The organism is Micromonospora lacuserhaii, from assembly GCF_036902735.1.
Classification (GTDB): domain Bacteria; phylum Actinomycetota; class Actinomycetes; order Mycobacteriales; family Micromonosporaceae; genus Micromonospora.
On sequence record NZ_JBAKHO010000016.1, the window covers coordinates 31,639 to 57,036 of the forward strand.

The window sequence follows — 25,398 nt, forward strand, 5'->3', positions numbered from 1 at the left end:
TCGTCGGTCCGCTCAGGACTTCGCCGCCGGCGGATTGTTGAACCCGTCGTACGGCGTGCCGAGGAAGGGGAAGTGGCCCAGGAAGGGCGCGGTCACGTCGGCGGCGCTCAATCCGGGGGTGACCGCGCCGGCCGCTGCGTCCGGCTTGAACGCCTTGTCCACCAGCGGGACGGTGACCCCGGCGATGGCCCGCAGCGCGATGCTCACCACATCGTCGCCGACCCGCCGGCCGTTCGGGAAGCCGGCCAGGTCGCCGCCGAGCACTCCGAACCGGTCCGGCTTGGAGTTCGCCTTGATCGCCGTGTTCAGCCGCAGCATGTCGGCCTGCACCGCGCCGGTGTTGTTGGTGAAGCCGTCGATCAGGCCGGCCGGGATGCCGGTGAGCAGGATCGCGGCCAGATCGGCCCGGGGCTTCTTCGACTTGTTGAGCGCGTCCAGGTTGGGGAAGACACCCGGGTAGAGGGCTGGCAGCAGGGCGGCCAGCTCCGGCTGCTCGACGAACCGGGCGAACCGCTTGTCCTCCGACGGGGGCAGCGTGTTCCACAGGTCCTTCTTGGACATCGGCACGATGACCTCGTTGAACAGCGGGTTGCCGAGCCGGGACACCTGGGTCCACGGGCCGGCCGCGGTGTCCGCCGCGACCCTGTCGCCGAGCACCCGCACCTGCTGGCGGGAGGCCGTGGTCCACACCCCGATGATCGAGGCACGGTCGGCGTAGCCGTACCGGTTGGCCCTGCGGCGCACTTTGCTCAGCGGCACCTGCACGGCGATGCTGTGCACGTTCATCCGGTCCAGCGCGTTGACCGGCTCGCCCTCGGTCTTGAAGATCTTCTTACCGGCGACGTGCAGCTGCTGGAACGGGCGCAGCGTCCCCAGGTCGAAGATGGCGCCGAGGTCGACGAAGAAGCCGTCGGCCCGCTGCCCGGCGAAGACCCGCTCCCCCGTGGAGAGCGAGTACGTCGCCTGCCGGGCCAGCTCCGCGTACTTCGGGGTGGAGAGCGGGCCGACGTTGCACGGCGGGCAGGGCAGCTTGTGCGCGAGCACGTGCTCCCGGCCGTCGGCCACCCGGGTCAGCTTGTAGAACTGGCGCCGATTCCAGTTCTTGCTGTCCAGCGACTCGATCGGGCCGGTGTTGTAAAGAAAACTGTTCGCATTGGTGATCTCGGTGCTGAATTCGAAACGGTAGGTCACGTCGGGGTGACCGTCTCCGTCGTTGTCGATATGGATCTCGTACCGCACGTCGTCGCCGAACTCGAAGAAGTTCGGGCCGCCGGAGGGGAGTTGCAGCGGCACGTAGTTGGCGATCAACGTCACCGAGTCGGGCCGGTCGGGGCTGACGAAGGCGTACAGGTCGGAACTGTCGGCGACCGGATCCTTGCTTATCTCCGGTGCTTCGCGGTGGGACGACATGGCGGACCAACCTTTGCGGGTTCAGGACGGAGTCAGGGCAGGGTCGACCGGGCGCCGAGAGCCTGCGCCGGGTCTGGGGAGGTACGGGAAGGGGCGCGGTCAGCGCCGCCCGGCGGCGCGTCGCAGCCGGTCCGCCAGGCCGCGGTCGCGTACCTCGATGCGGGAGGTGCCGACGAAGACGTCCATCGTCCCGGAGGCGGCGTCCCGCAGGTAGACGACGATCGGGCCGTCCTTGGCCCCCGCCGACGGGGTGTTCTGGGCGGCCGACAGGCCGGGCACGGTGAGGGCGGCGGCGCCGAGCGTGGCGCTCGCCGCTGCCGTCAGCGTCTGCCGGCGGGTCAACCGCGGCCAGGGCCGCTTCCGCTCTTGACTCGTCATGGGGAACCTTTCCTCCGGCGGCGCCGGGGCGCCCGCGGTGGCTCGCGAGGGGCTGCCGGCGGCGGCCCTCGCCTCAACCGCCGCCGACGACCAGTGGTACGGCCCCCACCGGAGAAAGGTTCGACGTCAGGCCGACGGGTGACCGTACGCGGTCGTCCGCTTGCGCGCGGGTCGTCCCGCGGCCGCCGCGATGGCCTGCAACTGCTCCTCGGTACGCGCCGAGCCGTTGCCCGAACCGGCCATCCGGGAAATCGTCTCCTCCATCAGCGTGCCGCCCAGGTCGTTGCAGCCGCCGTTGAGCATGGCCACGGTGCCCTGGTCGCCCAGCTTCACCCAGGAGCACTGGATGTTGTCGATCCGGCCGTGCAGCAGCAGCCGGGCCATCGCGTGCACCACCCGGTTCTCCCGCCAGGTCGGCCCCGGGCGGGCGATGCCGGCGAGGTAGATCGGCGCGTTGGTGTGCACGAACGGCAGCGCCACGAACTCGGTGAACCCGCCGGTGCGGTCCTGCACCCCGGCCAGCACCCGGAAGTGGGCGAGCCACTGGCCGGGGTGGTCGACGTGGCCGTACATCATCGTGGAGCTGGACCGGATGCCCAGCTCGTGGGCCGTGCTGACCACGTCGACCCAGGCGGCGGCCGGCAGTTTGCCCTTGGTGAGCACCCAGCGCACGTCGTCGTCGAGGATCTCCGCGGCGGTGCCCGGGATGGTGTCCAGGCCGGCGTCGCGGAGCTGGAGCAGCCACTCCTTCACCGGCACCCCCGCCTTGGCGGCGGCCGTGACGATCTCCATCGGGGAGAAGGCGTGCACGTGCATGCCGGGGACCCGCGTCTTGATCGCCCGGACCAGGTCGGCGTAGCCGGTCACCGGGAGCTTCGGGTCGATCCCGCCCTGGAGGCAGATCTCGCTGGCGCCGGTCGCCCAGGCCTCCTCGGCCCGGTCGGCGACCTGCTCCACCGAGAGCCGGAACGCGTCGGCGTCCCGCTCACGCTGGGCGAACGCGCAGAACCGGCAGCCCACGTAGCAGACGTTGCTGAAGTTGATGTTGCGGTTGACCACGTAGGTGACGTCGTCGCCGACGACGTCCCGGCGTACGTCGTCGGCGAGCCGGCAGAGCGCGTCCAGCGCCGGGCCGTCCGCGTCGAAGAGCGCCCGCGCCGCGTCGGCGTGCCGGGGCTCCAGCAGCGCCGCCGGGTCGTCCGCCGCGAGCCGCAACCCCGTCCGCAGGTCACCGTCCGCGTCGCTCCCCCTCGACCGGGGTACGCCGGAGGCCTCCGGGCTGACCTTGCCTGCGACCTCGGACCAGTCACCGTAGACGCTGTCGAAGTCACCCCGCCGGTCCTCGGTACGGCCGGTGGTGTCGATGGTGGCGTGCAGGTCGGTCCGGCCACCGCCGAAGACCTCCTCCGGCTCCTGCCAGGGCCGGCCGACCGGACGGGCGGACTCCACGGCGAGGCCGGTCCCCGGCTCGGCGAGGGCGGTCACGTGCGGCAGCAGCCGCGGATCGAGCCACGGATCACCGGCCCGGACGTACTCCGGGTAGACGGTGAGCCGCTCGCGCAGGGCGAAGCCGGCCTTCTCGGTGTGCCGGGCCAGCTCGTCCAGCTGCGGCCAGGGGCGCTCCGGGTTGACGTGGTCGGGGGTCAGCGGGGAGACCCCACCCCAGTCGTCGATGCCGGCACGCAGCAGCAGGTCGTACTCGCCCTCGATCAGGTTCGGCGGGGCCTGGACGCGGGCCTTCGGGCCCAGCAGGATCCGGGTCACCGCCACCGTGGCGGCCAGGTCGTGCAGTTCGGCGTCGGGCATGCCGCGCATCGCGGTGTCCGGCTTGGCGCGGAAGTTCTGCACGATCACCTCCTGGAGGTGGCCGTACTCCCGCTGCGCCCGCCGCATCGCGAAGATCGCGTCGACCCGCTCGGCCGGGATCTCGCCGATGCCGATCAGGATGCCGGTGGTGAACGGCACGCCCACCCGGCCGGCGTCGTCGAGCACCCGGAGCCGGACCGCCGGCTCCTTGTCGGGCGAGCCGAAGTGCGGGCCGCCCGGCTCCGACCAGAGCCGGGTCGCGGTGGTCTCCAGCATCATCCCCATGCTCGGCGCGACCGGCTTGAGCCGTTGCAGCTCCGACCAGGAGAGCACCCCCGGGTTGAGGTGCGGCAGCAGGCCGGTCTCCTCCAGCACGGCGACCGCGCAGGCGCGCAGGTAGTCCAGGGTGGAGTCGTAGCCGCGCTCGTCCAGCCACTCGCGGGCCGCCGGCCAGCGCTCCTCCGGCCGGTCGCCGAGGGTGAACAGGGCCTCCTTGCAGCCCATGGCAGCGCCGGCGCGGGCGATCTCCAGCACCTCGTCCCGGTCCAGGAAGGCGGCGGGCAGCCGGTGCGGCACCGTGGCAAAGGTGCAGTAGTGGCAGCGGTCCCGGCAGAGCCGGGTGAGCGGGATGAAGACCTTCTTCGAGAAGGTCACCACCCCGGGCCGGCCGGCCTCCCGCAACCCGGCGTCGCGGATCTCGCCGGCGATCCGGAGCAGTTCGTCGAGCGCGGGCCCGCGCGCCGCCAGCAGCGCGGTCGCCTCCTCGACGTCCAGCGAGCGTCCGGTGGCCGCCCGGCGCAGCGCCCGCTCGATGCTCGCCGTCGTCGGACCGGGATCGGTGCGCTCAACCATCCGCTCAGCCTATGCGCTGGGCGGGACGGTTGGTCGGGCATGCGAGGCAGTGTGAGATCAAGCCCCGGGGCCGGTGCAGTGGGCGTGTCGGGCGTCCGGAGCGGATTTCATCAGAAGCGGTATGACTCTCAGTCATAAATATGACGGAGAGTCATACCGCTCATCAGCAATACCGATCGCACACCCCGCCAGGCCGAACCGGGGACGGCGGTCGGTCACCGCAGTCCCACATCTAACCGCGGGACAGCCGTCACCGACCCGCCGCAACCAGCGCGAGGTCACCGCATCGGGGCAGGCCGCCGGCACCGGCAGCACGGCGACGGGCCTGACGGTCAGCGGGGGAAGTTCGGGTCGTCCCGGTGCAGGCGCTGGGTCCGGTCGGCCTCGTCGGCCGGTGAGGGCGGCCGCGTTCCGGCGTCGGCCGGCTGCCGCGGGATGGTCTGGGTGGGGTCGGCCGACGGTGGCTGCCCGAACGGCGGAGCCGTGTTGGACCCGCCGAACGGCGATCCGGCCTGCGGCGCGCCCCCGAACGAGGGAGTCGACGGCGGGCCGGACTGCGGGGCGGCGAACGGCGGGCCGGACTGCGGGGCGGCGAACGGCGGAGCCGAGGCAGGGGCCGGGTGACCGTACTGGCCGGCGGCTGGGTAGCCGCCCGGCTGGGCTGGGTAGCCGCCCGGCTGGGCGGGATAGCCGCCGCCGGGCTGGCCGGGAACGCCGTAGCCGGCCGGGCCGGACTGCTGCGGCCAACCCGGCTGGGGCTGGCCGTAGACCCCGGGCTGCGGCTTGGGCTTGGGGACGAAGTAGAGCGTCCGCCAGACCCGGTAGACGACGAAGGCGGCCACCGCGAAGACCCCGAACCAGGCGGCCCGGGTCAGCATGCCGAGCAGGGCGTCCAGCACCTCCCCCTTGGCCAGCCGGTCGACCAGCCAGATCAGGAAGGTCAGCGTCCCGAACAGCGCGCCGAAGGCGTACTCGCCGACCGCCACCTGGGTGATCTGCTTCGCCCGGGGCAGCACCGGGTTCACGTGCGTGGCGAGCAGCACGGCCAGCAGCGGCAGCACCGTCGACTCGACGCCCACGAAGGAGAAGAACTCGCTGCCGGCCCGGCCCGAGAAGGTGCTGTAGTCCGAGGTCGGGACGAGCAGCCGGACGAAGCCGACGAAGAGCAGGACGGCGTTCGCGCCGAGCAGCACGAGCGCGGCCAGTTCGCGCAGTGGGGCGGTGAGCTGGCGGGCCTGCGACGCGGCGGTCGGCGCGGGCTCGGCGGGGCTGGTCACGAGCTCTCCCTCGGGGGCGAAACGGACAGGTGCCGACGTGAGCCTAGTCTCCCGGGCCACCGACGGACGGTAGGCGGCCCGTGCGCGAGGATGGACGGCATGCGCATCGTGGTTCTGACCGGCGGCATCGGGGGTGCCCGATTCCTGCTCGGCGTCCGGGCGTACGCCCGGGAGGTGGGCGCCGAGGTGACCGCCGTGGTCAACGTCGGCGACGACCTGCTCCTGCACGGGCTGAAGGTCTGCCCCGACCTGGACAGTGTCATGTACACCCTGGGCGGCGGCGCCGACCCGGAACGGGGCTGGGGCCGGGTCGGCGAGACCTGGACGGTCAAGGAGGAGCTGGCCGCGTACGGGGCCGAGCCGACCTGGTTCGGGCTGGGCGACAAGGACATCGCCACCCACCTGGTCCGCAGCACCATGCTCAACGCCGGGTACCCGCTCTCGGCGGTGACCGAGGCGCTGGGCACCCGCTGGCAGCCCGGCGTACGCCTGCTCCCGGCGACCGACGACCGGCTGGAGACGCACGTGGTGGTCGACCTCGACGGCGGCCAACGCGTGATCCACTTCCAGGAGTGGTGGGTCCGGTACCGGGCGGAAATCCCCACCCACCGGTTCGTCTTCGTCGGCGCGGAGCAGGCCAAGCCGGCCCCCGGGGTGCTGGAGGCGGTCGCCGGCGCCGATGTGGTGCTGATCGCGCCGAGCAACCCGGTGGTGAGCGTCGCCCCGGTGCTGGCCGTGCCCGGCCTGCGGGACGCGGTCGCGCAGGGCCCGGCCCGGGTGGTCGGGGTCTCCCCGATCATCGGTGACGCCCCGGTGCGCGGCATGGCCGATCGCTGCCTCTCGGTGCTGGGCGTGGAGTGCAGCGCCGGCGGCGTGGGCCGGCTCTACGGCGGGCGCGGCGACGGCGGGCTGCTCGACGGCTGGCTGGTCGCGCCGGAGGACGAGGGCGCGGTGGTGCCGGGGGTGACGGTGCGTGCCGTGCCGTTGCGGATGACCGACGAGGCGGCGACCGCACAGATGGTCCGCGCCGCATTGGAGCTGGTGTGAGGCTGGAGATCCTGCCGGTGCCGGGCATCGGCGACGTGACCGAGGGCGACGACCTGGCGGCGATGATCGCGACCGCCGCGCCGTGGCTGCGCGACGACGACGTGCTGGTGGTGACCAGCAAGATCGTGTCGAAGGCGGAGGGACGGCTGGTGGACGTGCCGGCCGACGGGCCGGAGCGGCTCGCCGCCCGGGACGAGGTGCTGGCCGCGGAGACCGCCCGGGTGGTGGCCAGCCGGGGCCCGACCCGGATCGTGCAGACCCACCACGGGTTCGTGATGGCCTCCGCCGGGATCGACGCGTCCAACGTCGACAAGACCCGGCTGGTGCTGCTGCCGGAGGACCCGGACGCCTCGGCCCGGGCGCTGCGCGCCGCGCTGCGCGACCGCTACGACGTCGACGTCGCGGTGATCATCAGCGACACCATGGGCCGCCCCTGGCGCAACGGGTTGACCGACGTGGCGCTCGGCGTCGCCGGGATGGCCGCGATCCGGGACCACCGGGGCGAGGTCGACCCGTACGGCAACGAGCTGCAACTGACCCAGATGGCCGTGGTGGACGAGCTGGCCGGCGCCGGTGAGCTGATCAAGGGCAAGTGCGACCAGGTGCCGGTCGCGGTGGTCCGCGGCTATTTGTCCGCCGTCCGGCCCGACGACGGCGCCGGGGCATCCGCGCTGGTCCGGGAGAGCGAGCTGGACCTCTTCTCGCTGGGCACCGCCGAGGCGCGGGCGGACGGCCTGCGGTCCGCCGCGACCGCCGACCCGGGGCCCGGTGGCACGCCGCCGGACCCGGCGGCGGTGGCCCGGGCCATCGCCGCGGTGGCCGACGTGATCGCACCCGGCACGGCCTTCACCCACGTCACCGACGACGAGGTACGCGCCGGACTGGTGTCGAGCGTCGACGGCTGGCCGGCCGACGCCACCGGCCTGGTGCTGGGCGCGGCGCCGACCCCGGTCGACCAGCCGGACCTGGTCCGGTTCGGGGCCGACCTGCAACGGCTGCGCACCGCGCTGGCCGCCGAGGGGATCGGCTCGACGCTGCTGCCGCCCCCGACGGGCAGCACGGCCAGCGCCTGCCTGGCGATCTGACCCGCGCCGGCCCGACCGGCCGGGTCAGGCGTCCAGCATGGCCCGGCCGAGCGGAGTCAGCGTGTGCAGCACCGTGTTGCGGTCCCGCTGGCTGACCAGCAGCCCGGCGTTGCGCAGCACGGCGGTGTGCTGGCTGGCGGCGGCCGGCGAGATGTGCAGCCGGCGGGCCACCTCGCCGGTGGTGCAGCCGTCGTCGCTGGCCTCCAGCACCGCGGCCCGGGTCCGGCCGAGCAGCGCGGCCAGCGCCTCCCGCCCCGACCCGCCGCCGGCCGGACCGGCCCCCTCGCCGGGTGCCGGCGCCAGCCCGCCCAGCCGGTCCACCGGGTAGACCAGCACCGGCGGCAGGGCGGCGTCGAGCAGCGCCACCGGGGTACGCGCGCAGAAGAACGACGGGACCAGCAACAGCCCCCGGCCGTCGAGGTGCAGCTCCCGGTTGTCCGGATAGTCCGGCACCTCCAGCACGTCGGCCGCCCAGCGCATGGTCGGCCGCAGGCTGGCCAGCAGCCCCTCCGCTCCCCCGTCCAGCATCGCCCGGGCCCGGCGGGCGCGATCGGCCTCCACCGCCGCCTGGATCCGCGCCCAGAACGGCCCGATCGCCACCGACCGGTACCGCTCCATCGAGTCGGTCAGGTGGCGCAGCATCTCCGGCTCGCCCCGGGCCAGCCCGGCGGCGGAGGCGGGCAGCGAATTGTCGCCGGCCAGCAGGGTGAGATCCCGGCGCAGCAGCCCGGCCGGAGTGGAGCGGACCGCCTCCAGCCCCGCCTCGAAGCCCGACAGGCTGGCGTACGGGGTGAGGAAGTCGGGGAAGTAGCCGCGCGGCGGGTTCAGCGCGAAGAGCAGCCGGAACTGGTCGGAGGCCGGGTCCTGGCGCAACTGTCGGGCGACGCCCCGCTGCCATGGGGTGGTCAGCGGGTCGCGGCTGCGCCCCTGGAGCAGGTGCAGGCTGAGGACGAGCTCCCAGACCGGGTCCGCGCCGGGCGCGACCCGGGTGCGGAGCACGTCCTCCCGGGTGAAGTGGATCGTCAGCATGGAGCGCTCTCCTGCGGCGGGTGGAGGAGGAACCACCAACCTTTCGCACTGTACCCGCCGGCACTTATCTCCATTTTTAAGCGTGGAGTGAAAGACCTCGACGCCCGGCGCCGGCGGTTGACATGCTGCTGTTGCCCGGTACGGCGTGCGAAGGGGTCTCCACTGCCACGCCCGGGTGACCTGGGGATCAGGATCGACGTCCGGGCGGCACCACGAGGGTCTGCGGCCTCACCTCCGCAGAGGTGTCGCCCGGGCGCCGGGCCGGTCAGCCGATCCAGAGCGCGACCCGGTGGTCCTCGTCGGTGACGTAGAAGCACCGCCCGTCCGACTCGGCCAGCCCCTCCACGTGGTGGAACGGGGCCAGCTCCGCCACCAGCTCCGCGTCGACCCGGTGCCCGTCGTCGGCCGGCGGCCAGCTGAACCGGACGTGCCGGGAGGTCACCGGACCGCCGGTCGGATGCTCGTCAAGCAGCACCGAGCCCTTGCCCAGGGCGTCGATCGAGCCGATCACCGCCGCGTACCCGCCGTCCGGGGTGGGCGTGACGGCCCGGAAGCCGACCAGCGCGCCCGGCGGGGTCACCCCGGTCAACGCGTACGCCCGGCCGGCCCGCGGCCACCCCCCGCCACTGGTGAACATCTCCGGCACGCCGGCCAGCTCGACCAGGATCGGCTCGCCGTCGGCGGTCACCGGGAAGCGCAGGCCGAGCAGCACTGTGCCGTCCGGGGTGAAGGTGGCGGCCTCCACGTTCAGCGGCAGGTCGTCCGCGGTCAGCCGGGTCACCCAGCTCTTGGACCGGGACGTGCCCCTTGCCAGCGTCTCCACGATGAACCGGTCCCGTACCCGGTCACCGGGCGGCAACGGGGTGAACGCCGCCTTCAGCAGCGCGTCGTTGATCGCGCGGTGCAGCCGGAACCGGTTCCGCACCACCTGCACCGGCAGGGTGCCGGCCGCGGCGTCGTCCTCGCGGAACCGGGCCACGAAGGCCCGGCGGGGGCGCAACGGGCCGGCCTTGGACCCGAAGTGGGAGCCGAAGACGTACACCCAGCCGTCGTGGTGGGCCAGCGCCTCACCGTCCTCGGTGCGGGCGTTCTCCGCCCCCGCGTCGGCCGGTACGTGGTGGGCGACCCACTCACCGTCCGCCCGCTCGAACAGCAGGGCCAGGCAGCGCTCCACCGGCCCCTCGTCCAGCACCGTCCAGAAGCCCCGGCGGGCGCCGTACGCCCGCAGCAGCGCCGGGGAACGGACCGGCAACAGGTCGCTGGCCTCGTTGCCGGACACGACGAACTCGACGAGTCGCAGGGTCACCGGGACAGGGTACGGAGGCCGCGCTCGTAGAGTGTCCGGGTGCCCGACATCCTGCCTGCCACCGGCCCGACCGCCGCCGCCTCGCCGACCGACCTGCTGCACGCGGACGCGGTCGCGCTGCTCACCGGCTGGGAGCCGACCAGTCCCGCCGCCGCGGCGGCCCGGGACCGGACCGTGGAGCTGCTGGCGGCGGGCCCGGTGACGATGGACCGGGCCCACCGCGCTGGGCACGTCACCGCCAGCGCCCTGGTGCTCGACGCCGACGGCACCCGGGTGCTGCTCTGCCTCCACGGGAAGTTCCGCCGCTGGGTGCAGCTCGGCGGGCACTGCGAGCCGACCGACCGGACGCTGGCCGGCGCCGCGCTCCGCGAGGCGACCGAGGAGTCCGGCATCGCTGGCCTGGTCATCGACCCGGTACCGATCGACGTGGACATCCACCCGGTGGCCTGCCAGGGCGGCTCGCTGCACCACGACGTCCGGTTCGCGGTCTTCGCCCCGACCGGCGCGGTGGAACGGGTCAGCGACGAGTCCGAGGCGCTGGGCTGGTTCCGGCCCGACCGGCTGCCGGAGCCGCTGGCCGGCGGCACCGCCCAGCTGGTCGCCCCGGCACTGGCCGCGCTGGCCCGCCGCCGCGGCTGACCCCGGCCGCGCCGCCGCTCAGACCAGGCCCTCCTCGCCGCGCGCCTTCAGTTCGTCCACCAGCAGCTTGACGTCCTGGGCCCGGTCGCGCGGGCAGACCAGCACCGCGTCCGGGGTGTCCACCACGATCACGTCCCGCAGCCCGAGGGCGGCCACCAGGCGCCCGGACTGCGGCACCACCACCAGGCCGGCGCAGTCGTGCAGCAGGACGCCCGGCTTCGCGTCGGTGCCCAGCACCACGTTGCCCGCCGCATCGGCGGGGAGCACGTCGCCGAGGGTGTGGAAGTCACCCACGTCGTTCCAGCCGAAGTCCCCGGGCACGGTCGCCACCCGGCCGGCGGTCGCCGCGCCCTCCATCACCGCGTAGTCCACGGAGATCTTCGGCAGGGTCGGCCAGATCGCGCCGAGCGCCTCGTCCTGCTCGGGGGTGCCCCAGGCGGCGGCGATCGTGGTGACCCCGGCGTGCAGGGCCGGCTGCTGCCGGGCCAGTTCGGCGAGGAAGATGTCGACCCGCCAGACGAACATGCTGGCGTTCCAGAGGTGCCGGCCGGAGCGCAGGTACGCCTCGGCCACCGGCGCGGCCGGCTTCTCCTTGAACTCGATCACCGGCCGCAGCAGCCCGTCGCCGGTGGGCGCGCCGGTCTCCAGGTAGCCGTATCCGGTCTCCGCGTGGGTCGGGGTGATCCCGACCGTCATCAGCAGCCCCTGCTCGGCCCCGCGGACCGCCGCGCGGACCGTCTCCACCCAGGCCGCGGTGTCCCGGATCAGGTGGTCGGCCGCGAAGGATCCCATCACCGCCTCCGGGTCGCGCACCGCGATCACCGCGGCGGCCAGCGCGATCGCCGCGCAGGAATCCCGGGGCGAGGGCTCCACCAGGATGTTCTCCTCCGGCAGCCTGGTCAGCTGCCGGGCCACCGCCGCCGCGTGCGCGGCCCCGGTGACGACCAGCGTGCAGTCCGGCGTGGCCAGTGGCGCCAGCCGGTCCACGGTCGCCTGGAGCAGCGAGGCGCTGCTTCCGGTGAGTGGGTGGAGGAACTTGGGGTGCCCCGCGCGGGACAGCGGCCACAACCTCGTGCCGCTGCCACCCGCCGGGATGACGGCGTAAATCACCCGCACATCATGCCCGAACCGCCAAGGGCCAACCGTCGGGTCGCCCGTACCGGCAGCGCACGCTCAGGAACGGGCCCGGCTCCACGCCGCAATGTGCACCTCGGCGCTGGACTCCCAGGTGAACTCCTTGGCCCGATCGAAGCCCGCCTTGGCCAGCGCCAACCGGCGCTGCTCGTCGTCGAGGAGGGCGGCCAGGTCGGTGGCGATCTGCTCCGGGTCCTCGCTGGTGTAGGCGACCGCGTCGCCGCCCACCTCCGGCAGGGAGAGCCGCGGGGTGGTCAGCACCGGGGCGGCGCAGGCCATCGCCTCCAGGATCGGCAGGCCGAAGCCCTCGCCGTACGACGGGTAGGCGGCCACCAGCGCGCCGCCGAGGAAGCCGGGCAGGTCGGCGTAGCGCAGGTAGCCCGGGCGGAGCAGGCGCAGGTGCGAGGGGACCTCGGCGACCGCGCGGTCGATGTCGTCGTCGTGCCCCTGGCCGCCGGCGACCACCAGGGCCGGCGGGTCCTCCCGGTCGCCGACCGCCCGCGCCCAACCACGGATCAGGTTGGGCACGTTCTTGCGGGGCTCCTTGGCACCGAGGAAGGCGATGTAGGTGCTGCCGCCCAGGCCGAGGCGGGCCCGGACCCGGGCCTTCTCCTCCTCGCTGGGCGCGTGGAAGGCCGACTGGTCCACCCCGTGGTAGGCCACGTCGATCCGGGTCGGGTCGGCGTCGAGCAGGCGGATCAGCTCGTCCCGGGTGGCCTTGCTCGGCACGATCACCCGGTCGGCCCGGCGCAGCGAGGTCTTGATGGCGCTGCGGAAGAACGTCCGGCGGGACTTGTCGTAGTGCTCCGGCTCGGTGAAGAAGGTCGCGTCGTGCACGGTCACCGTGACCGGGCAGCCGGCCCGCAGCGGGCAGGTGTAGAAGGGCGAGTGCAGCACCTCGGCGCCGACCTGCTGGGCCAGCAGCGGCAGGCCGGTCTGCTCCCAGGCGAGCCGCGCCGGGCGGTGCGCCACCGCGGCCGGAGCCGGGATGACCTCCGCCCCCGGCAGCATCCGGGTGTAGCGCTCCAGGTCGGTGCGGAGGCTGACCACGACCAGGTCCACCCCCTGCCCGGAGACGGCGCCCAGGGCGCCGAGCAGGCCGTCGACGTATCGACCGACACCACCGCGGTCGGCGGGGACACTCGTGGCGTCGATGAGCACGCGGGGCGGGCGACCGGCGGTCACGGGGCGACTCCTTGAACTGGCGGGTCTGTGGGCAACGACACTGCGGGCAAGCCTACGCCGGAGCCCGGGTGGGACGCTGACTGCGACCCGACGGTACGCCGACTTGTCATCGTCGGGTACGGGTGCCGGCGGCGTATCGTTCGCGCCGATGGCCGACAACATTGCCCGGGTGTTCGCCGACGCGATCGCGTCCGATCCGACCCGACCGCTGCTGACCTGGTACGACGACGCGACCGGGGAGCGTACCGAGCTCTCCGGCGCCACCCTGGCCAACTGGGTGGCCAAGACCGCCAACCTGCTCGTCGACGAGCTGGCCCTCTCCCCCGGCGACCCGGCCGGGGTGCTGCTGCCGCCGCACTGGCAGACCGCCGCGGTGCTGCTCGGCTGCTGGTCGGCCAAGCTGACGGTGACCGACACGCCGGGCGACGTGGACGTGCTCTTCGCCGCCGCCGGCCGGGTCGCCGAGGCCGGTGACTGGTCGGCCGGGGACCGCTACGTGCTGGCGCTCGACCCGTTCGCCCTGCCGATGCGGCAGGTGCCGGAGGGCTTCGCCGACTTCGTGTCCGAGGTGCGCACCCACGGCGACCACTTCACCCCGTACCCCCAGGCCGGTCCGGCCGACGCGGACCTGCTGGCCCGCGCCCGGGCCCGGGCCGCGGACCTGGGCGTCGCCCCCGGCGACCGGGTCCTCATCGACACCGCCACCCACCCGGACCCGGTCGACTGGCTGCTCGCCCCGCTGACCGCCCGCGCGACGGCCGTCCTCTGCGGCAATCTCGACCGGGCCCGGGTCGGGTCCCGGGCCACCTCCGAGAAGGTCACCCGCGCCCTCACCTGAACTCAGGCGGGGCTGGGGGTGTCGCTCTCGGCGCGGCGTTGGGCGAAGGCGGCGAAGGCCGTCAGCGACTCGGGGTTGGCCAGCGCGCCCTTGGCCGCGGCGCTGTCCACCGGGGTGCCGGTGAGGATCTTCTTGACCGGCACCTCCAGCTTCTTGGCCGAGAGGGTGCGCGGGACGGCCCTGACCTGGTGGATCTCGTCGGGGACGTGCCTCGGCGACAGGGCGGTACGCAGCTCGCGGCAGATCTTCTTCCGCAACGCGTCGTCGAGCTCCAGCCCCTCGGCGAGGACCACGAAGAGCAGCAGTTCGCCGGCGCCGCCCTCGTCGTCCTCCAGGTGCACCACCACCGAGTCGACGACCTCGTCCAGCCCCTCCACCACGGAGTAGAACTCGGCGGTGCCGAGGCGGACGCCGCCCCGGTTCAGGGTGGCGTCGGAACGGCCGGTGATCACGCAGCCGCCCCGCTCGTTGATGGTGATCCAGTCGCCGTGCCGCCACACCCCGGGATAGACCTCGAAGTACGCCTCGGAGTAGCGGCGGCCGTCCGGGTCGTTCCAGAAGCCCACCGGCATGCTCGGCATCGGCGCCGTGATCACCAGCTCGCCCAGCTCACCGATGACCGGCGTGCCGTCGGCCGAGCGGGCCTCCACCTTCGCGCCGAGCGCCCGGCAGGTGATCTCCCCGGCGTGCACCGGCAGCAGCGGCACCCCGCCGACGAAGCCGGTGCAGACGTCCGTGCCGCCGGAGAGGGACTGGAGCTGGAGGCGGTCGCCGACCGTCTCGTACACCCAGGTGAAGCCCTCCGCGGGCAGTGGCGCGCCGGTCGAGCCGACCCCGCGCAGCGCGGAGAGGTCGGCGATCTCCTTCGGCACCAGCCCGGCCTTGCGGCAGGCCAGCAGGAACGGCGCGGAGGTGCCGAGGTACGTGGTGCCGGTCTCCTCGGCCAGCCGCCACAGCGCGCCCAGGTCCGGGTGGGCCGGGTTGCCGTCGAAGAGCACGATCGCCGCCCCCACCGCCGGGCCGGAGACCAGGAAGTTCCACATCATCCAGCCGGTGGTGGTGAACCAGAAGAACCGGTCGGACGGGCCCAGGTCGTGGTGCAGGGCCAGCATCTTCAGGTGCTCCAGCAGGATGCCGCCGTGACCGTGCACGATCGGCTTCGGCAGCCCGGTGGTGCCGGAGGAGTAGAGCACGTAGAGCGGGTGGTCGAACGGCACCGGGGTGAAGACCAGCGGCTCGTCGGTCGGCGCGGCCAGCTCGTCCCAGCCCAGCGCACCCTCGGGCGGGGCGCCCGCCGGGTCGAGGTACGCGATGCCGACGGTGTGCTCCAGCGACGGCAGGGCGGCCCGGATCGCGGCCACCTCGGCGCGCCGGTCCACCGGCTTGTCGCCGTACCGGTAGCCGTCCACGGCGACCAGGACCTTCGGCTCGATCTGCTGCCAGCGGTCGGTGACGCTGCGGGTGCCGAACTCCGGCGCGCAGGACGAGAAGATCGCGCCCAGGCTGCTGGTGGCCAGCAGCAGCACGTACGTCTCCGGGATGTTCGGCGCGTACGCCGCCACCCGGTCCCCGGCGACCACGCCGAGCCGGCGCAGCCCCGCCGCCACCCGACGGACCTGCTCGCGCAGCTGGGCGGCGGTCAGGGTGACCGGCGCGCGGGTCTGGCCGTGCGCGATCACCACCGGGTCGTCGTCGGCCCGGCCGGGCATCCGCAGCACGTTCTCGGCGTAGTTGAGCGTCGCGCCGGGGAACCACCGCGCGCCCGGCATCGTCGCGTCGGTCAGGGTCGCCGTCGGCGGGGTGTGCGCGACCACCTCGAAGTGGTCCCAGATCGAGCGCCAGAAGGCGTCCAGATCGGTGACCGACCAGCGCCACAGCGCGTCGTAGTCGGCGAAGTCCAGCCCACGGTTCTCCCGCAACCAGCGCAGGTAGCCCCCGATCCGGGACCGCTCACGCACGTCCGCCGGCGGCGTCCACAGCACGTCACCCACTGCTCCACCCTCCCTGAGGCCCCGCACGACACTGTGAATGGGCCGTGGCGCCATCTTGCCCTACCTCGAAGCGTCATTCTCCGCACCGGGTGCCGGTGAGGGGGCGTGGCCGGCCCACAGGCCCGGCCGGCCGGCTGTGTGGGTCAGCCCGCCCGGTGGGCCTGGATCGCCCGGCGCTTGGCCAGCCGGTGCGCGCGGCGGATCTCCGCCTCCTTGAACCGGCGTTCGTCCTCCGCGGTCTCCGGCAGCACCGGCCGGACCACCCGGGGCGCGCCACCCACGTCCACCCCGACGAAGACCAGGTACGCGGTGGCCACCCGGACGGGCTCGTCCTCGGCCGAGTCCCAGCGCTCCGCCACCACCCGCACCCCGACCTCCATCGAGGTCTTGCCCGTCCAGTTCACCTGGGCGTGCGCGTGCACCAGATCGCCCACCCGGACGGGCTCGGAGAAGACGATCTCGTCGATCGACGCGGTGACCGCCGTGCCGCCGCTGTGCCGGGCCGCGGCCGCGCCGGCCACGTCGTCGACGAACTTCATCAGTACCCCACCGTGCACGGTTCCGTACAGATTTACATCGACTGCGGTCATGATGCGACTCAGCGTGACGCGCGAGTACGAGGTCGGCTTGCCAGGCAGGGTGGAGGGGTGCTCGGTCATGACGGAAACGGTACGGTGCGCGGATGCGACATCTCTGGAGCTTCCTCGCCGGGCTGGTGGTGGCGCCCATCACCTGGGCGCTGATCACCCTCGGGCAGGACGGGTCAGGCCGGACCGTGAACCGCTGGGTGGAGATCGGCACGTACAGCACGCCCAACCTGATCGAGCCGGCCGTGTACCTCAGCGTGGCCGGCATCCTGCTCGGACTGCTCGGCACCCTGCGCGTCTCGCCGCTCGGCCCCCTCGTCGCCGGGCTGCTGCTGATCACCCCCTACGTCGGGATGTTCCTCGCCCCGTTCACCGTGCTCGACCGGATCCCGGACGGTTGGAAGGTGCTCGGTGACCCGCTGCCACTGCGCCAGCCGGTGCAGAACGGCACGCTCTTCCTCATCGGCCTGCTGCTACTGATGGCGGTGTTCAGCCTCCAGCGCTGGCGGCGCTGGCCGGAGTCGACGACCGGGGCGGAGCTGACCCCGGCCGACGACACGCCGCCGGAGAACACCTTCACCCTCGCCGACTGGCCGCCGGCCGGCGGCCGGCGCGAGCAGGAGACCAACCCGGTCAGCCTCGGCTACCCGGAGTCCACCACCGACCCGCTGCCCCGGCGCAGCGGCACCGAGTCGCCGTGGTCCGCGCCGCCGCGCTACGGCGCCCAGTCCGGCGGCACCACCGACCCCCGCTAGACGACCGCGGGCGGGCCGGCCCACCGGCCCGCCCGCCCGACTTCGCGCCTGGCTCAGCCCTTGAGCAGCTGCCGGGCCATCACGATGCGCTGCACCTGGTTGGTGCCCTCGTAGATCTGGGTGATCTTGGCGTCCCGCATCATCCGCTCGACCGGGTAGTCCCGGGTGTAGCCGTAGCCGCCGAGCAGCTGCACCGCGTCGGTGGTGATCTCCATGGCGGCGTCCGAGGCGAAGCACTTGGCCGCCGCGCCGAAGTAGGTCAGGTCGGCGTCGCCGCGCTCGGACTTGCCGGCGGCGGCGTACGTCAACTGCCGGGCCGCCTCCAGCTTCATGCCCATGTCGGCGAGCATGAACTGGATGCCCTGGAAGTCGGCGACCGGCTTACCGAACTGCTTGCGCTCCTGGACGTACCCCTTGGCGTAGTCCAGCGCGCCCTGCGCGATGCCCACGGCCTGCGCGGCGATGGTGACCCGGGTGTGGTCCAGGGTCTGCATCGCGGTGGCGAAGCCGGTGCCCTCCGCGCCGATCATCCGGTTCGCCGGGATCCGCACGTTGTCCAGGTAGACCTCGCGGGTCGGCGAGCCCTTGATGCCCAGCTTCTTCTCCGGCGCGCCGAAGCTCACCCCGGCGTCGGACTTCTCCACCACGAACGCGGAGATGCCGCGGGACCGCGCTGTGGGATCGGTCACAGCGAAGACGGTGTAGTACTCCGAGACGCCCGCGTTGGTGATCCACCGCTTCACGCCGTTGAGCACCCAGTGGTCGCCGTCGCGGACCGCCTTGGTGGTCATCGAGGCCGCGTCGCTGCCCGCCTCCGGCTCGGAGAGGCAGTACGAGAACATCGCGTCGCCCGAGGCGACCCTGGTCAGGTACTTCTGCTTCAGCTCCTCGGAGCCGGCCAGGATCAGCGGCATCGTGCCCAGCTTGTTGACCGCCGGGATCAGGGAGGACGAGGCGCAGGCCCGCGCCACCTCCTCGATCACGATCGCCGTGGCCAGGGCGTCCGCGCCCGCACCGCCGTACTCGACGGGGATGTGCGGGGCGTGGAAGTCCGCGGCCCGCAGGGCGTCGTACGACGCCTTGGGGAACTCGCCGGTCTCGTCCGCCTCGGCGGCGTTGGGGGCCACCTTCGCGTCACAGACCTCGCGGACCGCCTCACGGATCGCGTCGTGCTCCTCGGGCAGCCGGTAGACGTCGAACGTCTGGTCTGCGGCCATGTCAGCCCTCCCCTTTCGCCGCTATCATGCGGCAGTCCGTGGCGTCCGGAGACAGCCGATCGCCGCAGACTGAAGGATAGCCACCCTGGTTCGACCCACATTACCGGCGGGTAGGCTCGCGCCCGAGAGGCGCCGACAGGGCACAACTACCCTCAAGAAGAGACAGGTTCCCATCGGTGCCCGGCCACGGCGCCGCAGCCGAATGCGACGCAGCGAAGCGCCGCCAGCGCGAGCGGAGAAGACAGGCGTGACGATCCCGTACCCGAACATCCAGCCGGTGCCGGTCATCGCCCCGGTGACGCCGCCCTCGGGTGCTCCGCGGCCCCGGGTCACCTTCCTCGGCACCGGCTACCTCGGCGCCACGTACGCCATCTGCTACGCCGAGCTGGGCTACGAGGTCCTCGGCTTCGACGTCGACGCCGACAAGATCGCCAAGCTGAACGCCGGTGAGGTGCCGATCCACGAGCCCGGCCTGGACGAACTGCTCCGGCGCAACCTGGCCGCCGGCCGGCTGCGGTTCAGCACGGACATCCAGGAGACCGCCGACTTCGGCGACGTGCACTTCATCTGCGTGGGCACCCCGCAGCGTGCCGACGGGATGGGCGCCGACCTGTCGTACGTCGAGGCGTCGGTGACCAAGCTGGCCCAGCACCTGACCCGCAAGGCGCTGATCGTCGGCAAGTCCACCGTGCCGGTGGGCACCGCCGAGTGGGTGGAGCAGCTGGTCGGCAAGCACACCCCCGCCGACCTGGGCGTCGAGGTGGCGTGGAGCCCCGAGTTCCTCCAGGAGGGCTTCGCCGTCGACGACGTGCTGCGCCCCAACCGGATCGTGGTCGGCGTGAAGAGCGAGTGGGCCAACGCCATGCTCTACGCCGCGCACAAGGGCGTCTTCGACCTGGCCGCCACCGAGGACCGCGAGGTGCCCCTGGTGGTCACCGACTTCGCCACCGCCGAGCTGGTCAAGGTAGCCGCGAACGCCTTCCTCGCCACCAAGATCTCCTTCATCAACGCGATGGCCGAGGTCTGCGAGGCCGCCGGTGGCGACGTCACCCAGCTGGCCCGGGCGATCGGGTACGACCCCCGGATCGGCAACCGGTTCCTCCAGGCCGGGCTCGGCTTCGGCGGCGCCTGCCTGCCCAAGGACATCCGCGCCTTCCAGGCCCGCGCCCAGGAGCTGGGCGCCGGTGAGGCGCTGCGCTTCCTGCACGAGGTCGACCTGATCAACCTGCGTCGGCGTACCCGGGTCCTCCAGCTCGCCGCCGACCTGCTCGGCCGCCGGTCCGGCCCGGCCGGCCCGGACTTCTCCGGCACCCGGATCGCCGTGCTCGGCGCGACCTTCAAGCCCAACACCGACGACGTACGCGACGCCCCGGCGCTCGCCGTCGCCGCGCTGCTCGCCAAGGCCGGCGCGGACGTGCACGTCTACGACCCGCAGGGCACCGAGAACGCCCGCCGGGTCGCGCCGGAGCTGACCTACGAGGCCAGCATGAACGACGCGGTGACCGGCGCCGACCTGGTCTGCGTGCTCACCGAGTGGGCCGACTTCCGCAACGCCGACCCGGTCGCCCTCGGCGAGCTGGCCGCCGGCCGCAAGGTGGTCGACGGGCGCAACTGCCTGGACTCCGCACTGTGGACCCAGGCCGGCTGGGAGTACCGGGGCATGGGCCGCCCCTGACATCCGGACCTGACGCGCCGGCCGGGAGCACACCCTCCCGGCCGGCGCGCTTTTTGTTGCCCCGGACGGAGCGCCAGGTGTCGAAATCCGCGCCGGCTCAAGGCATGCTGCGACAGTGGGAGTCCACAGTGCGGGCCGGCCGGGCGGAGGGGTGTCGTGGAGAGCTTTCAGTGCTCCTCGTGCGGGCGGAAGATCCAGCCGGCGGCCCGCTGCCCCCACTGCGGCGCCGAGCAGCCGCAGTGGCGCGAGCACCTGGCGGAGATCGAACGCTCCATCGCGGAGATGAAGGCCCGGGAGGCGGCGATCCTCGCCGAGCAGCGGCAGATCGCCGCCAAGATGCAGGCCGCCCTCTTCCAGCGGGACATCCTCGCCCACGCCGGTGAGGAGCGGACCCGGCAGGCCACCCGCCCGCGCCGGGTGCTGCGTCGCAAGGCCGACCGCAGACCGCCGACCGCCACCACCGGCGCGCCACCCCGGGTGCCCCGGCAGGGCGCCACCCCGTCCGGGCCAGAGGATCCCCCGCCGTCCCGGCCCCGGGCCACCGCCACCTGGCTGGACGTCGACGACCCGGAGCACCCGCCGGAGGCGTCGTCCCGGGAGGTGCAGAACATCCCGCTCGGGCTGGGCGCGCTGCTGCTGGCCGTGGCCGCGGTGGTCTTCGCCGCCGTCGCCACCAGCTCGATGGACGCGCTGGCCCGGCTCGGCATCCTGCTCGTCGCCACCGTGCTGCTGCTGCTCGCGCCGCCGGTGCTGGCCCGACGCGGGCTCACGTCCACCGCCGAAACCGTCGCCACGGTCGGCCTGCTGCTGGTGCCGCTCGCCGGGTACGCGCTGTGGGCGGTGGACCGGATCGGCGGCGGTGGCGCCTCCGGCGCGGTCTTCTCCGGCGTGATCTTCGCGGTCACCGCCGCGGTCTCCCTCGGGTACGCCACCGGCACCGGCCTGCGCGCGCCCCGCTTCGCGGCGGTCCTCGCCGCCCAGCCGGTGCTGCCGCTGTTCGCGTACGACCGGGTCACCGGCCCCGGCGGCTGGGCGCTCGCGCTCACCGTGGTCGCCGTGCTCGACCTCTGGCTGGCCCGCTCCGGCGTGGTCATGGAACGACCGGTCCGCCGGGACCTCCCGCCCGAGGAGCCGACCGCGCCCCGGCAGCGCACCGCCGCCGACGGCCGGCCCGAGGGGGCGCCCGAGGAGGCCGGCGAGGTGCTCGACGGCACGGCGACCACCCCGGCCGCCGCCGCCGTCCGCCCGGTGCCGTGGCTGCCACAGCTGACCTGGCTGCTGCACGGCGCGGCGGTCGCGCTGGCCCTGGCGTACGCGGTCACCGCCCTGCTGCGCGCCACCACCGTACCGGCGGCCACCGGAGCCGGGGCGGCACTGCTGCTGGCCGCGGCGGTGGCCCTGACCGGGACGCTGGTGCTGCGCCGCCCGCCGCTGCCGGACCTGGGCGCCGGCATCCTCACCCTGGCCGTGATCGGCGCGCTGGGCCGGATCGCCTCGGTCGCCTTCCCCGGTCGGGCCCTGCTGCTGATCGCCGCGGTCATCACGCTCACCGGGCTGGCCGTCCGAGCCGTACCGGAGGCGGCCCGGCGCGGGCCGCAGCTCGCCTCGGCTGCGGCGCTCACGGTCAGCGGCCTGGTGGTCGCCGGCGGCGCGCTCCGGGCCGGCCTGGCCCCCGCCACGGCGGCGCTGCCCGCCTGGTCGGCCGACCTGGACCGGTTCCCCGCCGAGCTGGCGGCGGCCGTCGGCCCGGCCGACTGGCAGCTCGCGGGGGCCGCCCTGCTGCTCACCATCGCCGCCGTGCTGGCCCTGCCCCCGGAGATCCGCCGGGAGTTCGCGGTGGTCGGCGCCGGGCTGACCGCGCTCGCCGTGCCGGCGTCGCTCGGCCTCGGCTGGGCGGTGGCGCCCTGGCCGATGGTGCTGGCCGCCGTCGGCGTCGGCGTGCTGGGGCTCTCCGCGACCACCGCCCGGGCCGCGCGGGTGCACGCCGGCACTGCCACCGTGGTGGGGATCATCGGCGCCGCTGCCGCGCTGAGCCGACCGGCGCTGACCGCCGCCGCACTGGCCATCCTCATGCTGGCCGGGGTGCTGGTGGCGCTGGCCCCCCGGGTACGGCTCGCCCCGGCCGCCGCCGACACGCTCTCCGGCTGGGCGGCCGGCGGCGCCGCGTTCGCCCTGCCCGGGGCGGTGGCCGCCTTCGTCGCCGCCACCGAGCCGGCCGGTCCGACGCCCACCCCGGCGGTGCTGCGAGAGCTGACCGTGCCGATCCTGGCGGCCAGCTTTCTGGCCGTCTGCGTCACCCTCGGCTACGCCGCGATGGTGCAGGTCTCACAGCGGCACATCAGCCCGCCGCACGCCGTGGGCACCGGGCTGGGCGCACTCGCGGTCGTCGGCGCCGCCTTCTTCGCCCCCGGCCGTACCGCCGCCGACGCCTGGGTGGCCGGGCTGCTGCTGATCGCCACCCTGCTGGTGGTCTTCGCCGGCCAGGTCGACGCGGGCCGCCGCTCCGACCTCGCCCTGGACGGCGCCGACCTGGCCGCCGCCGCGGTCACCGCCGCGCTGATCGCCACGCTCGCCCGGATCGCCGCGGTGATCTCGCCCGGTGGGCAGCTCGCGGTGGCCGCCGGGCTGGTGCTGGTGGTCGCCGTCGCCGTCCGCGCCATGCCCGAGGAGTGGCGGCGCGGGCCGGTGCTGGGCGTCGCGGCGGGCGCCACGCTGATCGGTGCGCTGGCCGGCTGGTCGGCCCTGCGCGGCGGGGTCGGCGCGCTGGCCACCCCGGGTCCGATCTGGGCCGGCGACCTGACCGGCTGGCCGGCCGCCCCGACCGGGGGCTCGACCTGGCAGGCCCCGGTCGCCCTGGCGCTGCTCGCGGTCGCCGCCGGGATTCTGCTGCCGCCGCCCTGGAAGTACGACGTCGCCGGGGCGGCCGTGGTGCTCGCCACCATCGGCACGCCGGCTGCCTTCGACCTGCCGTGGTGGTCACCGGTGCTGGTGGGGCTCACCGTCGCCACCGTCCTGGGGATGGCCTCGGTGGCCTCGGCCGACCCGCGGGCCGGGCTGTCCCGGGCCACGGCGGCGGGCGTGGTCGCCCTGCACGCGGCCGGGGCGGGCCTGGTCCGCCCGTGGACCACCGCGCTGGCGCTGGGCGGCATCGCGCTGATCGGCCTCACCGTCGCGGCCCTCGCCCGGACGCTCGCCCCGTCCCTGGTGGAGGACGTCGAAACCGAGGGGATGCCGCCGCACCTGGTGCAGGTCGGCGGCGTCGCGGCGGGCGCCGGACTGCTGGCGCTGCCCGGCGCGGTCGCCGCCCTGGCCGCCGAGTTCGGCAACCCGGCCCAGGTGGTGCTCACCGCCGCCCTGGCGGCGTCCAGCTTCGGGCTGGCCGGGGTGGCCGCCGTCCGCCGGCAGGTCCCGCAGTACCTGCCGTACGCCAGCGCGGCGATCGTCGGCGGCGCGACGATCAGCGCGTTCGGCGCCATGGTGGCCCGGTTGCCCTCCGGGGTGTTCGCCGCCGCGGCGGCCCTGCTCGGGGTCCTCGCCGAACTGGTCCGGGCGGCCACCGTCCCGCCGGTCGGCTCGGCGCAGCCGGTACGCCGCTGGGCGGTGCTGCTGGACGGGGCGCTGCGCCGGCTGCCGGACGACGGCGAGCGCCGCTGGCGACTCAACCCGGCGGCGGGGGCGCTGGCCGCGGCGGCGCTGCCGACCCTGCTGGCGCTGGCCTCGCTCGCGCCGCTGCTCTACGTTGCGCTGGTCGAGCCGCACCGGATGCTCAACCACGTCTGGCAGGGGCCGCCGCCGGAGCTGCTGACCCCGCCGGCCGAGGTGACGGACCCGACGCACGTGTTGACCGCCCTGCTGCTGACCGCGACGGCCGCGCTGGCGGCCACCGGGTTCAGCGGCCGACGGCGGTCCCGGGCGGTGCCGGTGGTGCTGCCCGGGCTGGCCGTGACGCTGCTGATCACCCCGATCGCGCTGGGCCGGGCGTGGCCGGAGAACACCCTGGCCGCCCTGTCGGTCTTCACCATCTCGATGCTGGGCCTGGCGCTGACCCCACCGCCGCCGCTGGCCGAGCGGGCCCGGTCGCTGCGGGTCACGCGGGTGCTGGTCTTCGTCATCGGGCTCGCCGCCGGCAGCGCCGGACTGGCCGGGGGCCTCGCCGACCGGCGGCTGACCCTGATCACCCTGGGCGGGGCGGTGGCCGTCGGTACGGTCGCCGCGCTCTACGGCACCACCCAGCGGGCCCGCATCCTCGGCTGGCTCTTCGCCTCCCTGATGGCGCAGCTCTTCGTGCTCACCGCCGGCCTGGTGGCCGGGCTCGCCGCGGTCTGGTCGGCGTTCGGGGTGCTGGCGGTCGGGGCGGCGTTGCAGGTCTTCGCGGCCACCCTGCCGCGACTGCGTCGCCCGGAGGCACAACGCGAGGCCGCCACCGTGGAGTGGAGCGGGTACGCCGCCGCGCTCATCGCCCTGGCACTGGCCTTCGACTCACCGCGGCACATCGCCGCCCTGCTGGCCGCCTGGGGCGCCGTGCTCGGGGTCGCCGCGAGCCGGCCCGGGCGCCGGCCGATGGAACGCCAGATCCTCTTCTGGGCGGTGGTGGCCTGCGAGATCACCGCCTGGTGGATCCTCATGCGGGTCGCCGACGTGGCGCTGCCCGAGGCGTACACCCTGCCCTTCGCGGCGCTCGCCCTGCTGGTCGGGGTGATCGAACTGCGGCACCGGCCGGACCTGTCGAGCTGGGTGGCGTACGGGCCGGCACTGGTCACCGCGTTCGTGCCGACGCTGGCCATCGTGCTGGCCACCGACTCGAGCATGCTGCGGCAGGTGCTGCTGCTGCTCGGCGCGGTGGCGGTGCTGATCTTCGGGTCGACCAGCCGGCAGCAGGCGCCGGTGATCGTCGGTGCGACGGTGACCGCGATCGCGGCGGTGCACGCCCTGTTCAGCCTCGGTCCGTGGCTGGTGCTGATCCCGGTCGGGCTGGTGCTGCTGGTGCTCGGGGCGAGCAACGAGCGGCGTCGCCGCGCCCAGGAACGCCTCCAGACCGCGCTGCGCGGCATGAGGTGACAGCGGCAAGCCGTCACGGAATGCTGCCTCGCCGCCCGGCTCGGACACCCTCCTCGCACGCTTTGCTCTGCTTACCCCACGGCAACGGACACGCAGGGTGAGGGGCGCCAGGCGCCATCGCTGCCACCC

General features: G+C 74.2%; 18 protein-coding genes. 7 read left to right on the forward strand and 11 right to left on the reverse strand.

Annotated features, from left to right (window positions below):
• Positions 1-12 precede the first annotated feature (12 nt).
• From V6U81_RS13575 to V6U81_RS13590, 4 genes are all read right to left on the reverse strand, one after another.
• Entirely contained in the window at positions 13-1,410 is a 1,398-nt protein-coding gene (locus V6U81_RS13575; protein WP_334488879.1) for a DUF4331 domain-containing protein, read from the reverse strand.
• A gap of 99 nt (positions 1,411-1,509) precedes the next feature.
• Positions 1,510-1,788, reverse strand: coding sequence for a hypothetical protein (locus tag V6U81_RS13580; RefSeq protein WP_334488881.1), 279 nt, complete (start codon positions 1,786-1,788; stop codon positions 1,510-1,512).
• A gap of 126 nt (positions 1,789-1,914) precedes the next feature.
• Positions 1,915-4,446 (reverse strand): bifunctional FO biosynthesis protein CofGH, encoded by a 2,532-nt coding sequence (locus V6U81_RS13585; RefSeq protein ID WP_334488884.1) that lies wholly within the window; start codon positions 4,444-4,446, stop codon positions 1,915-1,917.
• A 332-nt stretch (positions 4,447-4,778) separates the two neighbouring features.
• Positions 4,779-5,723 (reverse strand): hypothetical protein, encoded by a 945-nt coding sequence (locus tag V6U81_RS13590; protein WP_334488887.1) that lies wholly within the window; start codon positions 5,721-5,723, stop codon positions 4,779-4,781.
• Between the two features lie 99 nt (positions 5,724-5,822).
• Between V6U81_RS13590 and cofD the strand changes: the two genes are divergently transcribed.
• Both cofD and V6U81_RS13600 read left to right on the forward strand, forming a co-directional pair.
• Entirely contained in the window at positions 5,823-6,770 is a 948-nt protein-coding gene (cofD, locus tag V6U81_RS13595; protein WP_334488890.1) for a 2-phospho-L-lactate transferase, read from the forward strand.
• On the forward strand, positions 6,767-7,855 hold the full coding sequence (locus V6U81_RS13600; protein WP_334488892.1) for a coenzyme F420-0:L-glutamate ligase: 1,089 nt from the start codon (positions 6,767-6,769) through the stop codon (positions 7,853-7,855). The genes cofD and V6U81_RS13600 overlap by 4 nt, the downstream gene beginning before the upstream one ends.
• Before the next feature lie 24 nt (positions 7,856-7,879).
• Here the strand turns inward: V6U81_RS13600 and V6U81_RS13605 are convergent, their stop codons facing one another.
• Together V6U81_RS13605 and V6U81_RS13610 are read right to left on the reverse strand one after the other, a co-directional pair.
• Positions 7,880-8,884 carry a winged helix-turn-helix domain-containing protein gene (locus tag V6U81_RS13605; protein ID WP_334488895.1) on the reverse strand — a complete coding sequence of 335 codons (1,005 nt, stop codon included), beginning with the start codon at positions 8,882-8,884 and terminating at the stop codon, positions 7,880-7,882.
• A 265-nt stretch (positions 8,885-9,149) separates the two neighbouring features.
• Positions 9,150-10,190, reverse strand: coding sequence for a hypothetical protein (locus tag V6U81_RS13610; RefSeq protein ID WP_334488898.1), 1,041 nt, complete (start codon positions 10,188-10,190; stop codon positions 9,150-9,152).
• A 51-nt stretch (positions 10,191-10,241) separates the two neighbouring features.
• Between V6U81_RS13610 and V6U81_RS13615 the strand changes: the two genes are divergently transcribed.
• A complete protein-coding gene (locus V6U81_RS13615; protein WP_334489063.1) occupies positions 10,242-10,829 on the forward strand; it encodes an NUDIX hydrolase in 588 nt (195 codons plus the stop codon).
• Positions 10,830-10,847: 18 nt separating this feature from the next.
• On the opposite strand, the gene V6U81_RS13620 is transcribed toward V6U81_RS13615, so the two are convergent.
• Positions 10,848-11,939 (reverse strand): mannose-1-phosphate guanylyltransferase, encoded by a 1,092-nt coding sequence (locus tag V6U81_RS13620; protein ID WP_334488900.1) that lies wholly within the window; start codon positions 11,937-11,939, stop codon positions 10,848-10,850.
• A 63-nt stretch (positions 11,940-12,002) separates the two neighbouring features.
• Positions 12,003-13,148, reverse strand: a complete 1,146-nt coding sequence (locus V6U81_RS13625) for a glycosyltransferase family 4 protein (protein ID WP_334488902.1) — start codon at positions 13,146-13,148, stop codon at positions 12,003-12,005.
• Positions 13,149-13,296: 148 nt separating this feature from the next.
• Between V6U81_RS13625 and V6U81_RS13630 the strand changes: the two genes are divergently transcribed.
• Entirely contained in the window at positions 13,297-13,986 is a 690-nt protein-coding gene (locus V6U81_RS13630; RefSeq protein WP_334488905.1) for a TIGR03089 family protein, read from the forward strand.
• 2 nt (positions 13,987-13,988) lie between these two features.
• Here V6U81_RS13630 and V6U81_RS13635 read toward each other — a convergent pair whose 3' ends face one another.
• Together V6U81_RS13635 and V6U81_RS13640 are read right to left on the reverse strand one after the other, a co-directional pair.
• Positions 13,989-15,977 (reverse strand): acetoacetate--CoA ligase, encoded by a 1,989-nt coding sequence (locus V6U81_RS13635; protein ID WP_334488907.1) that lies wholly within the window; start codon positions 15,975-15,977, stop codon positions 13,989-13,991.
• Between the two features lie 143 nt (positions 15,978-16,120).
• Positions 16,121-16,636, reverse strand: coding sequence for an acyl-CoA thioesterase (locus V6U81_RS13640; protein ID WP_334488910.1), 516 nt, complete (start codon positions 16,634-16,636; stop codon positions 16,121-16,123).
• Positions 16,637-16,659: 23 nt separating this feature from the next.
• Between V6U81_RS13640 and V6U81_RS13645 the strand changes: the two genes are divergently transcribed.
• A complete protein-coding gene (locus V6U81_RS13645; RefSeq protein WP_334488913.1) occupies positions 16,660-17,319 on the forward strand; it encodes a hypothetical protein in 660 nt (219 codons plus the stop codon).
• Between the two features lie 53 nt (positions 17,320-17,372).
• Here V6U81_RS13645 and V6U81_RS13650 read toward each other — a convergent pair whose 3' ends face one another.
• Positions 17,373-18,536, reverse strand: coding sequence for an acyl-CoA dehydrogenase family protein (locus V6U81_RS13650; RefSeq protein WP_334488916.1), 1,164 nt, complete (start codon positions 18,534-18,536; stop codon positions 17,373-17,375).
• 247 nt (positions 18,537-18,783) lie between these two features.
• Between V6U81_RS13650 and V6U81_RS13655 the strand changes: the two genes are divergently transcribed.
• The gene (locus V6U81_RS13655; RefSeq protein WP_334488919.1) at positions 18,784-20,211 is read left to right on the forward strand and encodes a UDP-glucose dehydrogenase family protein; all 1,428 of its coding nucleotides are present in this window, start codon (positions 18,784-18,786) and stop codon (positions 20,209-20,211) included.
• Between the two features lie 156 nt (positions 20,212-20,367).
• The gene (locus tag V6U81_RS13660) at positions 20,368-25,269 is read left to right on the forward strand and encodes an SCO7613 C-terminal domain-containing membrane protein (protein WP_334488922.1); all 4,902 of its coding nucleotides are present in this window, start codon (positions 20,368-20,370) and stop codon (positions 25,267-25,269) included.
• The last annotated feature ends 129 nt before the right edge of the window (positions 25,270-25,398 follow it).

Coding starts and splice junctions, on each gene's coding strand:
- V6U81_RS13575 (WP_334488879.1), bottom strand. CDS start 1,410: ATGTCGTCCCACCGCGAAGCACCGGAGATAAGCAAGGATCCGGTCGCC.
- V6U81_RS13580 (WP_334488881.1), bottom strand. CDS start 1,788: ATGACGAGTCAAGAGCGGAAGCGGCCCTGGCCGCGGTTGACCCGCCGG.
- V6U81_RS13585 (WP_334488884.1), bottom strand. CDS start 4,446: ATGGTTGAGCGCACCGATCCCGGTCCGACGACGGCGAGCATCGAGCGG.
- cofD (WP_334488890.1), top strand. CDS start 5,823: ATGCGCATCGTGGTTCTGACCGGCGGCATCGGGGGTGCCCGATTCCTG.
- V6U81_RS13605 (WP_334488895.1), bottom strand. CDS start 8,884: ATGCTGACGATCCACTTCACCCGGGAGGACGTGCTCCGCACCCGGGTC.
- V6U81_RS13630 (WP_334488905.1), top strand. CDS start 13,297: ATGGCCGACAACATTGCCCGGGTGTTCGCCGACGCGATCGCGTCCGAT.
- V6U81_RS13640 (WP_334488910.1), bottom strand. CDS start 16,636: ATGACCGAGCACCCCTCCACCCTGCCTGGCAAGCCGACCTCGTACTCG.
- V6U81_RS13645 (WP_334488913.1), top strand. CDS start 16,660: ATGCGACATCTCTGGAGCTTCCTCGCCGGGCTGGTGGTGGCGCCCATC.
- V6U81_RS13650 (WP_334488916.1), bottom strand. CDS start 18,536: ATGGCCGCAGACCAGACGTTCGACGTCTACCGGCTGCCCGAGGAGCAC.